This is a genomic window from Streptomyces sp. NPDC050743, assembly GCF_044456925.1.
In the GTDB taxonomy this organism is placed as follows: Bacteria; Actinomycetota; Actinomycetes; order Streptomycetales; family Streptomycetaceae; genus Streptomyces.
Map to the genome: position 1 here is coordinate 1 of NZ_JBITGJ010000166.1, position 10,936 is coordinate 10,936.

The 10,936-nt window shown below is 72.2% G+C and carries 13 protein-coding genes and 1 pseudogene; 6 read left to right on the forward strand and 8 right to left on the reverse strand.

Annotated elements, in window-relative coordinates:
- Nucleotides 1–359: 359 nt before the first annotated feature.
- The 3 genes from ACIBJF_RS49125 to ACIBJF_RS49135 form a co-directional block, all read right to left on the reverse strand.
- Complete coding sequence (locus ACIBJF_RS49125) at nucleotides 360–956, reverse strand: gamma carbonic anhydrase family protein (RefSeq protein ID WP_399184399.1); 597 nt, start codon at nucleotides 954–956, stop codon at nucleotides 360–362.
- A gap of 75 nt (nucleotides 957–1,031) precedes the next feature.
- Nucleotides 1,032–2,108, reverse strand: coding sequence for a DMT family transporter (locus ACIBJF_RS49130; RefSeq protein WP_399184400.1), 1,077 nt, complete (start codon nucleotides 2,106–2,108; stop codon nucleotides 1,032–1,034).
- A gap of 229 nt (nucleotides 2,109–2,337) precedes the next feature.
- Nucleotides 2,338–2,577: a hypothetical protein gene (locus ACIBJF_RS49135; RefSeq protein WP_399184401.1), complete on the reverse strand. Its 240-nt coding sequence runs from the start codon at nucleotides 2,575–2,577 to the stop codon at nucleotides 2,338–2,340.
- On the opposite strand from ACIBJF_RS49135, the gene ACIBJF_RS49140 reads away from it, so the two are divergent.
- The 3 genes from ACIBJF_RS49140 to ACIBJF_RS49150 all read left to right on the forward strand — a co-directional run bounded on the left by ACIBJF_RS49140 (nucleotide 2,566) and on the right by ACIBJF_RS49150 (nucleotide 4,022).
- Nucleotides 2,566–3,189, forward strand: coding sequence for an alpha/beta fold hydrolase (locus ACIBJF_RS49140; RefSeq protein WP_399184402.1), 624 nt, complete (start codon nucleotides 2,566–2,568; stop codon nucleotides 3,187–3,189). The genes ACIBJF_RS49135 and ACIBJF_RS49140 overlap by 12 nt on opposite strands.
- 77 nt (nucleotides 3,190–3,266) lie before the next feature.
- Nucleotides 3,267–3,521 carry a hypothetical protein gene (locus ACIBJF_RS49145; protein WP_399184403.1) on the forward strand — a complete coding sequence of 85 codons (255 nt, stop codon included), beginning with the start codon at nucleotides 3,267–3,269 and terminating at the stop codon, nucleotides 3,519–3,521.
- Between the two features lie 42 nt (nucleotides 3,522–3,563).
- Nucleotides 3,564–4,022, forward strand: a complete 459-nt coding sequence (locus ACIBJF_RS49150; RefSeq protein WP_399184404.1) for an AAA family ATPase — start codon at nucleotides 3,564–3,566, stop codon at nucleotides 4,020–4,022.
- A gap of 76 nt (nucleotides 4,023–4,098) precedes the next feature.
- Here the strand turns inward: ACIBJF_RS49150 and ACIBJF_RS49155 are convergent.
- A pseudogene (locus ACIBJF_RS49155) lies at nucleotides 4,099–4,829 on the reverse strand (maleylpyruvate isomerase family mycothiol-dependent enzyme).
- Nucleotides 4,830–5,050: 221 nt separating this feature from the next.
- Between ACIBJF_RS49155 and ACIBJF_RS49160 the strand changes: the two are divergent.
- Nucleotides 5,051–6,397, forward strand: coding sequence for an MFS transporter (locus ACIBJF_RS49160; RefSeq protein ID WP_399184405.1), 1,347 nt, complete (start codon nucleotides 5,051–5,053; stop codon nucleotides 6,395–6,397).
- Nucleotides 6,398–6,465: 68 nt separating this feature from the next.
- On the opposite strand, the gene ACIBJF_RS49165 is transcribed toward ACIBJF_RS49160, so the two are convergent.
- Nucleotides 6,466–7,065, reverse strand: coding sequence for a hypothetical protein (locus tag ACIBJF_RS49165; protein ID WP_399184407.1), 600 nt, complete (start codon nucleotides 7,063–7,065; stop codon nucleotides 6,466–6,468).
- Between the two features lie 271 nt (nucleotides 7,066–7,336).
- On the opposite strand from ACIBJF_RS49165, the gene ACIBJF_RS49170 reads away from it, so the two are divergent.
- Nucleotides 7,337–7,777, forward strand: coding sequence for a pyridoxamine 5'-phosphate oxidase family protein (locus tag ACIBJF_RS49170; protein WP_399184408.1), 441 nt, complete (start codon nucleotides 7,337–7,339; stop codon nucleotides 7,775–7,777).
- Between the two features lie 22 nt (nucleotides 7,778–7,799).
- On the opposite strand, the gene ACIBJF_RS49175 is transcribed toward ACIBJF_RS49170, so the two are convergent.
- From ACIBJF_RS49175 to ACIBJF_RS49185, 3 genes are all read right to left on the reverse strand, one after another.
- Nucleotides 7,800–8,264, reverse strand: a complete 465-nt coding sequence (locus tag ACIBJF_RS49175; protein ID WP_399184409.1) for a pyridoxamine 5'-phosphate oxidase family protein — start codon at nucleotides 8,262–8,264, stop codon at nucleotides 7,800–7,802.
- Between the two features lie 256 nt (nucleotides 8,265–8,520).
- Entirely contained in the window at nucleotides 8,521–9,207 is a 687-nt protein-coding gene (locus ACIBJF_RS49180) for a CBS domain-containing protein (RefSeq protein WP_399184410.1), read from the reverse strand.
- Nucleotides 9,208–9,407: 200 nt separating this feature from the next.
- Entirely contained in the window at nucleotides 9,408–9,815 is a 408-nt protein-coding gene (locus ACIBJF_RS49185; RefSeq protein ID WP_399184411.1) for a hypothetical protein, read from the reverse strand.
- 306 nt (nucleotides 9,816–10,121) lie between these two features.
- Here ACIBJF_RS49185 and ACIBJF_RS49190 point away from each other — a divergent pair, with 306 nt between their 5' ends.
- A complete protein-coding gene (locus ACIBJF_RS49190; protein ID WP_399184412.1) occupies nucleotides 10,122–10,811 on the forward strand; it encodes a response regulator in 690 nt (229 codons plus the stop codon).
- Nucleotides 10,812–10,936 lie beyond the last annotated feature (125 nt).

The following is a 10,936-nucleotide window of genomic DNA, read 5'->3' on the forward strand; positions in this document are numbered from 1 at the left end:
GCACCACCCGCGCAGTCAGCTCCGGCACCCCGCGATCAGCCCGCGGCTCCAGCGACATACAACCCCACCCTCGATCGACAAACATGCCGATCATGACAGCCCCGCACACTCACCATCACCGTTTCACGGATTTCCCAACGGAGTCCTTCAGGGAGGGGAGCCTTCAAGATGGTCACGTCGAGCAGCCAGAAAGTAGCCGACGCACATCACGACCAGTACCGTGCGCGGAGAGCCGGCTCTCCCGGCCCCGGGCACCGTACGCCGCAACAGACTCACCGCGGCACCGGCCACCCGGGCTGCGTACCCCCGGGCAACGCATCCATTTCCAGGGGGCGATCGCCTCCCAGGGGTTCGACCGGTCAGCCGGAGAGGGGCCGGTCGTCCCGGTGGGCCCCGTAGAAGTCGGCCTGGCGGGCCATGACGGTGCGCATGGACGTGCCCCGTGGGACGCCGTAGACGGTGCCGGGGAAGTCTAGGCGCTGCTGCTCCTCCCACAACTCGGCGTGCCGGTCCGGGGAGAACAGCTCGGCCGGATCGCCGGCCGCGATCCAGCCGATGGGTACGACGGTGTCCGGGCGCAGCCTGGAGTTCACGTGGAGCACGCTGTTGATCCGCAGCTCCGAACGTGCTCCGGCCACGGCCCCAGGGAACATCGACACCCCCGTCGCCGCGAAGACCTCGTCCTCCACGGTCGCCCCGTTGACATGGGCGTGCGGTCCGATCAGCACCGCGTCACCCAGCAGCGCCGGATGGTTCGCCCTGCCCCGGACCAGGGCGTTCTCCATGACCACCACGTCCCGGCCGGTGCGCACCTCGCCGTCCTCGGCGGTGAGGACGGCACCGTGCAGCACACGCGTCCGCTCGCCCAGCACCACCGCGCCGCACAGTACGGCCGACGGAGCCACATAGGCCGAGGCGGGAACCACCGGCCGTTTCCCACGGTGTTCGATCAGCATGCCCCGAGGCTAGGACGGGCCCGCCCGCGATCCGAGCGTGCGACGTGACCGGCCGCCGTGATGGACGGACGGCGTTCAGCCCTCTGTGTCCGCGCCTCGCCCCGGGCGCGGGGAGGTCCGGGCCTCCTCGGGGCGCGAGCCGCCCGGCCGCCGTGCCGTCCTCCCGCCCGGGGCGTTCTCCGCCGGGGGCTTGCGGGCGGTGGTGAAGTAGGCGCTGATCAGGATCAGTGCGCAGCTGGCGAGTTGCAGCGGTGTGGGGCGCTCGCCCAGGACCACGGCGCCCAGCGCCACCGCGCCCACCGGTGTGAGCAGGCGCAGGATCGCGCCGACGTGACTGGCCAGTTTCGGGGAGGCGGTCGCGACCAGCAGCCAGCCCACGACCTGGCTGGTGACCGCGACCGCCAGCAGCCAGCCCAGCACCCGCCAGCCGGGCGTGCTGTCGAACCCGTACCACGCCAGTCCGCCGAGCAGCGACACCACCGGGGCCGAGGCGATGACCGCCGTGTACGTCTGCCGCACCTGCCCGCGGTGGCCGCCGCGCCGCAGCAAATACAGGAATCCGGAGTAGCACACGGCCGCCAGTACGGCGTGCACGGTGCCCCAGCGCGGGTCGGTGCCGACCGACACGCGCTGGTCCAGGACGCGGCCCGTCAGGACGACGCCCATGAGCAGCAGCGGCAGCCACCCCAGGAACCGGGCGGGCACGGGCTCCCGGTCGACCGCCCAGGCGATCAACGGCACCAGGACCACCTGCACGTTCACCAGGACCGTCGACAGCCCGGCACCCACCTCCGCGATGGCCTGCGTCCACAGCAGCATGTCCCCGGCGAACAGCACGCCTGCCGCGAACGCGAGCGCGTACCGCCGGCGCGGCGGGGCACCCTCGCGCCGATGCTCCGCACCGGCCAGCGCCAGCAGGGCGGGCAGCGCGAGGACGCACCGGTAGAACGAGGCCGTTCCGGGCGTGGTGTGCGCCAGGTCGAGCAGGACGGCCGAGGCCGACACGCACAGCGCTCCGATCGCCATTCCCCAGCCCGGACGCCGCACCGCCGTCTCCAGCGGGTGTGGCAGGTACGACGGCAACTGGCCTGCCGGCGGCCGTTCCCGCAGTCGTCCGCCGGACGCGCGCCGATCGCCGGCCGGACGGGGCATGACGGTTCGCTCCCCTCGTACGAAATCCGGGCTGTGCGGCTCGGACCCACGACGCGTACCCCGGCCGGTCTCCGCGACACCGCGACGGTTCCAGAGGGCTTCGTGCGCCCGTCGACCCTCGTCCAGGTCTTCCGAACAGCGCGCCGCACGGGAGTGTTTCAGCTGCCGGGCCCGCGGCCACTCGTGTGCGGATGTACGAGTACGCGGAGACCGCGGCCCTGCGGATCGCCTACGACGTCAGCGGCCCGGCACGGGGGCAGACGGTGGTGGCCGTCCACGGCTGGCCGGACGACATCCACTGCTGGGAGGCGGTGCTGCCGGGTCTGCACCAGGCCGGCTGCCGGGTGTACCGGCCGTACCTGCGGGGCTTCGGTCCCACCCGCTTCCGTTCCCCGACCGCCCGCGCAGCGGGCAGATCGGCGCGCTCGGCCGGGATCTGGCCGACTTCATCGAGGCGTTGGACCTGCACGATGTCGTGGTGGCCGGCCACGACTGGGGAGCCCGGGCCGGATACGTCGTCGGTGCGCTGTTTCCCGAACGCATCCGCGCACTGATCGCGATCTCGGCGGGCTACTCGACCAACCGCCCCGACAGCGAGGTGCCGTACCCGCTCGCGCATGCCTACTGGTACGAGTGGTACGTCGCCACCGCCCGGGGCCGCGAGATGCTGGAGCGCGACCGTCGCGGCTTCTGCCGGTACCTGTGGACGACGTGGTCACCGGGGTGGGAGATCGCCGACGCCGACTTCGATCAAGCGGCCACGGCCTGGGACAACCCCGACTGGGCCGAGATCAGCGCCCACGCCTATCTGCACCGCTGGGGCGAGGCTCCCGGTGACCCGGCCTACCAGGACCTCGAGCACCGCCTCGCCGAGCCGCCACCGGTCCGGGTCCCGTCCCTCGTCCTGCACGGCGAACGTGACGGCGACAACCTCGCCGAGACCACGGAAGGCAAGGACGACCTGTTCGCCGAGCACTACCAGCGCATCCTGCTGCCCGACGTCGGCCACTTCCCACCCCGCGAAGCCCCCACGGCCACAGCAGAGGCGATTCTGCGCCTGACTCCCACGACCGGTCCTTGAGCGTGGCCGTTTCCGGCGCGTGTCACAGGGAACCCTGCACACCTGCAAGCTGCTCCGACCCTGATGGGAGGGCGGGCATGACCGGCCAGAAGAACCACCACGGGGACCGCTACGACCGGGCGCGCGGCGAAGAAGAGCCCGGGGCGCACTCGGGCTCCGAGAGCCAGGCGCGGGAGCGGTCACTGCCGGGTACGGCGAGTGCGAAAGAGGGCTACCAGCCGGAGCGCGGTACGACGGCGGGCAACCCGCTGGAAGGCGTCGAGGCCGCCGAAGGGACCAAGGGCGAGCCGGAAGGCGAGGAAGAGACCGGCCGCCGTCGGCAGGCACCGTGACGGGTGCCGGCTGTCCACCGGGCACATGGCATCGTGGCGGTCATGGCGATCGACATGGACGTGGCCGTGCTGGTCGGGCTGCAGGCTGCCGGAAAGACCACCTTCTACTCGCGGTGTCTGTCCGGCCGGTACGCGCTGGTCAGCAAGGACCTGTTTCCGAGGGGCGCCAAGAACAAGCAGCGGCGGCAGATGCGACTGGTGGAGGAGCACCTGGTGGCGCGGCGGCCGGTGGCGGTGGACAACACCAACCCCTCGCCACAGGAGTGGGGCCCGCTGGTGGAGCTGGCCCACACGTACGGGGCGACGGTCACGGCCTACTGGTTCCCGCCCGACGTGACCGGCTCGCTGCGACGCAACGCCGCACGTGAGGGCCGTGACCGAGTCCCGGATGTCGGCGTCCTCGCCACGCTGAAGCGGCTGCGCGAACCCTCCACGGCGGACGGATTCGACGACGTCCGGGAGGTACGGTTCGACGGGCGGGGCGGCTTCGAAGTGCGGTGATGAGGTAGGCGCCGGAACGGGCGAGGCATTGGAAGGCATGCCCTCGGGACGCGGAGCCGGCGCATCCTCGCGAGTCCTACCCCTCCGGCTCCCAGGCCTGGAGCAGGTCGAACAGACGGCGGTCGCCGTCGAGCTTCAGGGAGTCCACCGGAATACGGCCGTACAGGGCGAGGACCAGCTCACCGGCCGTACCCCGGGCAGAGACGGTGGCCGCGTCCGGGGCCTCGTCGGCCTCGGTGGCGGGCATCGTGCCGGGCGCGGACAGACGGGTGGTCCGTCCGCCGTCGGCGGAGAGCGAGAGGCGCCAGGAGCGGCCCTCGGTGGCGTGGAAGTCGACGGCAGCGGGCTCGTGCGGCCAGGCAGCCGTCCATGCGCAGCAGGTGGACAGAAACTCGTCGACACCGTCGAGTGCCGCCTCCTCCCGCAGCGGCAGCGCGGCGCCCAGGGTGATCTGGGCGTCGTGGTGTGCACCGCGACCTCCTGGACCCGGTGCCGGGCGACGGCACCGCAGGTCTGCGGCGACTCCGACGGGCCCCACCACGTCCAGCAGCCGCGGTCCGGGCCGGACTCCCGCAGTGCGCTCAGCAGCTGCTCCGTCGACTCGGCCGACCAGCACAGCAGGGCCTCGCGCTCCCGGGGCGCGGCCGGGGTGTCCTCCGAAGCGGTCCGGGCCGGGCAAGCGTCGGCGGGCCCCGCGGCGACGGTGGCGGCCCAGAAGCGGTGCACCGTGCCCAGGTGCCGCACCAGATCCAGCAGCGCCCACTCGGGGCAGGTCGGCACCCGCAGTCCGAGGTCGGGCGCGGACATGACCGCGGCGCGGAAGGCGGTCGACCGTTCGTCGATCAGCCGCAACAGAACGGGAACTCGGGGGTCTCTTCCACTCCAGCTGTCTATCACCGTGGTCCGACGGCCGGACAGCGATTTTCCGATGGACAATCGCCGGCCCCGGCCGCGAAAATGTCCGCGATTGCCAGCCGGCAACGACAACATCGAGATTTCTGCCCGGTGATGGAGTCGGTGCGGGGCGCGTGCCCCCTCTCCGCGCCAGCACTGGACGGTTCCAGGCGGCGACCACGGGTCGGTACTTCCGGGCACCGACGACCCAGGAGCGCCGTCCCACCGGGCAGCGAAAAGGGCTCGCCGTGCCGTCGGCGAACTACCGTTCCCTGCTGCGTACCCCGGGCGCCGCAGCCTTCTTCCTGCCGGCATCGCTCGGACGCGTCGGCGTCGCGATGACCAGCCTCAGCATCGTCTGGCTCGTGCACGGCCACACCGGCACCTTCACCGCGGCCGGCCTGGTCAGCGGTGGGTTCGCGGTGGCCGAAGCGCTCGGGGCGCCGCAACTGGCCCGGCTCGTGGACCGGTTCGGGCAGACCCGGGTCCTGCCGCCCGCACTGCTGGCCCACGCCCTTGCGGTGGCCGTCCTCGTGTCCCTGGTCGTCGCGGATGCCTCCGACGCCCTCCTGGCCCTGGGCGGCGTGCTGGTCGGGGCCAGCGTTCCCCAGCTCGGTGCGATGTCCGCGGCACGCTGGGCGGCACTGCTGCGCACCAGCCGAGCGGCGGAACTACCCGCCGCTTTCGCGCTGGAGTCCGTCAGCAACGCGGTGGGCTACCTCGTGGGCCCGACGTCGGTCAGCGCGCTCGCCGCGGCCGGACATCCCCTGGCCGGCACGGTGCTGGCCGCCTCCCTGTCGGTGGTCGGCGGTCTGGTCCTCGCGGCGCAGCGCGGCAGCGCGCCCACGCCGGCGACCGACGGCGCCGCGCACGCCCGTAAGGACCGGTCGTTGCTGCGTAGCCCGGTCGTCGTACTGATGGGTCTCAATCTCGCTCTCGGCGTCTTCTTCGGCGCCCTGCAGGTGTCGGTGACCGCCTTCGTGGTGGAGCACGGCGCACCGGGCGCCGCGGCCCCGGTCTTCGCCGTGTCCAACTGCAGCGGACTACTGGCCGGATGGCTCTACGGGCTGCGCCGGTGGCGTGCCACAGCCCCGGTACAACTGCCGGCGGCGACCGGTGTGCTGCTGCTCGGCACGCTGCTGTTGCTCACGGTCGGCTCACCGCTCGGGGTCGCACTGGTCGTGATCCTGACCGGTGCCACGATCCCACCCCTTCTGGTGCTCTTGCCCGTGCTCACCGAGGCGAACGTCCACCAGGCCGTCCTGACCCAGGCGTTCTCCTGGCTCGGCTCTGCCGGCGCGGCGGGCTCGGCCGCCTCTGCGGCCCTCTCCGGCTGGGCGATCGACTCACTCGGGCCGCGCGGTGGCTTCGCCGTCACCGCCGCGGCAGCCGCCGCGATGACACTCCAGAGCCTCGTCGGCCTGCGCCTGCTCCGCACACCGAAGGGGCAGTCGACGCATGCGGATCCGATGTCGGACTGAGTCCACCCGCGTGCGGCCGGCGCGGGGGAACACGGCCTGGAACCAGACATGTTCCGGACAACACGAGGTCAGCTCGTCATGTGCCCCCACCGCGGGCCGACCAGGTCCCACTCCGCGTCCCATCGCTCCATGCGCCGCCGGTCGAGCCACCACCGTCCGGCGCTCCCGACGGCGAACACCAACCCGCTCAGCGCAAGGGCGGCCGAGGCCCCCAGGCATCCCGCCTCGACAGCCGCCTTGCCGGGAGCCGGTGGCCGGGCGCTCGGCTTCCCGTGGTGATCGATCCAGACGGTGAGCGTGGAGCCTGCCTTCCGCCCGCTGTCCACTCGCGTCGTGCCGGTGCGGGTGGAGCCGTCGGAGGCCGTCCAGCGGACCTTCGCCGAGACCAGGTCCCGGCCCGTCCCCGACACCGCCGTGTACGGGACACCGGTCAGGAGAACGGCGTGGACAAGGGTTCGCTCGGCGCGCTGCCGGGCGAACGACCGGTCGGCGGCGTGGGCGGTCAGCGCGCCGGCCACCGATCCGCCCACCAGGACGAGCAGCCACATGGCGAGCAGGAGCCATGCCTCCAGGACATCGTCACGCCGTCGGATCGGATTGCTCCGCCACCGCCACAGCGGCAGCCTCGTGCGCTTGGGCCTGCTGCCGGCCGGCTTGTCGTCGCGCATCTCTCCACCCCTCCTCGTCCTCAGACCAGGACGGTGGCAGCACGCGCCGTACCGTGACATGGGCCGACCAGCCGCAGGCCGAGGGCCGAAGGGGCCGACCGGTGAGACGGTCCGGGCCATGGACGACGAGAAAGGGCGGTTGGTCCCTTTCGTGGTGTCCTTCCTACGGCCGTTCTCCGGCGCGGAAGGGACCGGTGGCCCCTCATCCGCAGCCGTCACCCGGGTCAGCATGGAGCGCAAATCCGCAACTCGGCGAGAGACGGGCCAGCTCATGTATCCGAACGATGGTTTCCGCGAACTCGGTCGCGAGGAGTGCCTGCGCCTGCTGGCGACGGTTCCCGTCGGTCGGATCGTCTACACGCGCAAGGCGCTGCCCGCCGTCCTGCCGGTCAATTTCCGCCTGGACGACGACGGCGCGGTGGTGCTGCGCACCGCGGCGGCTTCGGAATCGGCTCGCGCGGTCGACGGCGCGGTCGTGGCCTTCGAGGCGGACGCGGTCAACGCCGTCGCGCAGGCCGGCTGGAGCGTGGTCGTCACAGGCCGCGCCGAGGTCGTGACCGACGAGGCCGAGCGGCAACGCCTGGAACGGATCGGCCTGTGTTCCTGGGTGCCCGCACCCGAGGAGGTGTTCGTGCGCATCGAGCCCGAACTGGTCACCGGGCGTGAACTCCTCGCCGGCCGCACCATCCACGGCTCGCACCTCTCCGCGTGAGACCAGCCCGCTGCCGTCATGCTCAGGCGGCTCCGGGCTCCTCGGCCGCGGTGAGCCGGACGCCGGTGATCAGGTCGGGGTGGATGCGCACCGCATAGTCCATGGTCTGGTTCACCCAGGGGTGGAGCAGTGCCTGGTAACGGGCCAGTTCATGGGGATCGGTCACGAGGTGGGCGTAGCCGGTCACGACCACGCTCCAACCCAGGTGGGTGTGCGGGTCGATGGCGTCGGCCTCGTAGGCGACGACGACGCCGGGGGCGCCCGCCTGCCGGGTGCGCGAGGTCAGGGCCGCGCCTTCATGGGTGCGGATGACGATGTCGCCGCCGTCCAGGAGGTGGTTGACCGGGCGGACGGTGGGCAGCGCCTGGCGGGTGAAGACGACCCTGCCGAAGGAAACGCTGCCCAGCAGCCGCAGCGCTTCGTCGCTGTCGAGCTCGACGCTGCGGCGCGGTCCGGTGGGAACGGTCTGGAGGTTGTCGATGGTCATGGCGGGCTTCCGTACGGACTCGCTGCTCACTGCGGTGTGTCTCCGGCCGGCGTGGCGGGGTTCGCACGCGCCCGGCCGTCGTCGCGACGGCTGGTGCGCCGGTATGGCATGTGTGCTGTCCTCCAGGGCGCGGGCGGCTGCCTGTCCACGGCGTCGGCGAGCCGGCGGCCGCGGACAGATCGATCAGGTCATTGGAACGGCACCGGGTCTCCTCACACCAGGGCCGTTCGGCCCTGCTTCACGGCCGGGCGGACCCTCACTGCGCCGGCGCACCCCCATCCGCACCCCGTCGGTCAGGCGATCGGCCGTCGTCGGCTGCGTACCTCAGGTGGTTCAGCACACCGACCACCCCGTCCACCCGCCAGGTCGACCGGACCAGCGACGCGACGTCACCGCGATCGGGGAGGCACCCTTCCAGCACGACCATGCCCTCTCGGACGGAGACGGTGACCGCACCAGACGGCAGGCCGGGCGTGCCGGGCAGCACCTCCTCGATCACCTGCCGGCGAATCTCCTCGTCCGTACGCAGGAAGGCCCGCAGCAGGTCCCGACGGGTGGCGATGCCGATGATGCGGTCCTCCTCGTCCACCACCGGGAGCCGGTCGACCCGATGACGCTCCATCACCCGTGCCGCATCCGCAACGCGTTGCTCCGGGTGAACCGTGACCGCGGGGGTCGTCATCAGCTCGCCCACAGCCGTGGCCGCCGAGCCACGCGTCGAGCGCCTCATCACGGGCAACGGAAGCCGGCGGGCCCGGGCCGGCAGGCCATGCGCGAGGTCGGTTCCGGAGACCACGCCGACCACCTTGTCGTCGTGGTCCACGACCGGAAGCGCACGGATGCGGTGCCGGTGCAGCAGCCGCAGCACGTCCTCGGGCGACGTCTCCCGGCTCGCGCAGACGACGTCGCTGGTCATGATCTCGCCGACGGTGTGTGTCCTCATGGGGCCTCCCTCCTCGACCGAGCACGAGGGAGAGGCCGTGGAGCCGCGCTCCATACGACGCCACACCCTCTCCGCCCGAGCCGCGCCGCACTCCTTGCTCCGGCGCCTCTTCAGCCTCGCAGCCGGGCCATGCCAGGGGGCAGGGCCGGACGTGACAGGAAGGGGGGCCGACCCGCCTCACGCCGCAGGGACGGATGGCACTAATGCCGCTCGCCGTCGGTTGGGCCGCCACGCCACGGAGGCGGAGTGGCCGTCCGGCGTGCGCCGTCCCCGCGGTGTACGGCGGTCTCCACCTGGCCGCGCAGCCGGTCCTGCAGCCGGTCCTGCAGCCGGTCCGCGAGTTCGCCGGCGCTCGCCTCCTGCGCGTGCACGACCACGCGGGCGCTGCCCACACGGAGCTCGGCCCCGGCGGACCACGGCCGCTCGACGTGGTGTGCGGCGGCCCTGGCGACTCTCACCTCGCCGGTGACCTCCGGAAGTCCCGGCCGGCCGAGAGCCGCGTCGACCTTGGCCCGGACGTATGCGAGTGCTTCCTCGTCCACGTCGCCCTCCGCCCGCACCCGTACGGCCCTGGTGCTGTCGTGGGTGCCGGTGTCCCTGGCAGTCATGTGCTCCGCTCCTTCTGATCGTCGGGCAGCGGCTCCACCCTGCTGCGGGTGCCGGGTGCGGCCCAGGGCTTTCAGGCCCCGGCGACAGGGCCGAGCGGCCCGTCCGCGTGCACGGCTCCCATGCGCGGGGACCGCGACGGCGGCGCCGGGCACGGCAGCACGCCCAGAGGACCTGTCGTGGCGAACGCGGAATGGGGGCCGACCGGCCCTGGTCCTCAGGCCCGGAAACGAGAAAGATCCCGGTGGGCAGGGTCGCTCCTGTCCACCGGCGGACATCGGTACACAACGCAGGACAAGGAGTCTTCGATGGCGGACGGCGAGCAGGACAGCACGATCCGGGTCTTCCTGCTGGACGACCACGAGGTGGTGCGGCGCGGCGTGCGCGACCTGTTGGACGACGAGCCGGACATCAGCGTGGTCGGCGAGGCCGGCACGGTGGAGCAGGCCTTGGCCCGTGTCCCCGCGCTGCGCCCGCAGGTGGCCGTGCTCGACGTCCGCCTGCCCGACGGCGACGGCGTGACCGTGTGCCGGGAACTGCGCTCCCGGATGCCCGAACTGACCTGCCTGATGCTGACCTCCTTCGACGACGAGGAGGCCCTGCTCGACTCCATCATGGCGGGCGCGGCCGGCTACGTCCTGAAGCAGATCCAGGGTTCGGATCTCGTGTCCGCCGTCCGCACGGTGGCCGGCGGACAGTCCCTGCTCGACCCGAGCGCCACGACCAGGCTGATGGCCCGGCTGCGCGGCGGTCAGCAGCAGGAGCAGAAGCCGGACGAGCTCAAGGGCCTGACGGAACGTGAGCGGGAGATCCTCGCCCTGATCGGAGAGGGGCTGACCAACCGACAGATCGGTCAGCGGCTGTACCTGGCCGAGAAGACGGTGAAGAACCACATCTCGCGCCTGCTCGCCAAGCTCGGCGTCGAGCGGCGTATCCAGGCCGCGGTCATCGCCACTCAGGTCCAGGACCGCCAGCGGCAGGAAGGCGAGTCAACTTGACCCGGTCCTGAATGACCGGGCTTGCAGGTATGAAGTTCCCCCCGCGAACTGGACAGCGGGTGTTTACGCTGCCGGGACGAGGTTCTGCCTGAGCAAGGATCTCGTTTCGAGCGGGGTGACGTACC

Coding starts and splice junctions, on each gene's coding strand:
- ACIBJF_RS49190 (WP_399184412.1), top strand. CDS start 10,122: ATGGCGGACGGCGAGCAGGACAGCACGATCCGGGTCTTCCTGCTGGAC.
- ACIBJF_RS49180 (WP_399184410.1), bottom strand. CDS start 9,207: ATGAGGACACACACCGTCGGCGAGATCATGACCAGCGACGTCGTCTGC.
- ACIBJF_RS49165 (WP_399184407.1), bottom strand. CDS start 7,065: ATGCGCGACGACAAGCCGGCCGGCAGCAGGCCCAAGCGCACGAGGCTG.
- ACIBJF_RS49125 (WP_399184399.1), bottom strand. CDS start 956: ATGCTGATCGAACACCGTGGGAAACGGCCGGTGGTTCCCGCCTCGGCC.
- ACIBJF_RS49185 (WP_399184411.1), bottom strand. CDS start 9,815: ATGACTGCCAGGGACACCGGCACCCACGACAGCACCAGGGCCGTACGG.
- ACIBJF_RS49175 (WP_399184409.1), bottom strand. CDS start 8,264: ATGACCATCGACAACCTCCAGACCGTTCCCACCGGACCGCGCCGCAGC.
- ACIBJF_RS49170 (WP_399184408.1), top strand. CDS start 7,337: ATGTATCCGAACGATGGTTTCCGCGAACTCGGTCGCGAGGAGTGCCTG.
- ACIBJF_RS49130 (WP_399184400.1), bottom strand. CDS start 2,108: ATGCCCCGTCCGGCCGGCGATCGGCGCGCGTCCGGCGGACGACTGCGG.
- ACIBJF_RS49150 (WP_399184404.1), top strand. CDS start 3,564: ATGGCGATCGACATGGACGTGGCCGTGCTGGTCGGGCTGCAGGCTGCC.
- ACIBJF_RS49145 (WP_399184403.1), top strand. CDS start 3,267: ATGACCGGCCAGAAGAACCACCACGGGGACCGCTACGACCGGGCGCGC.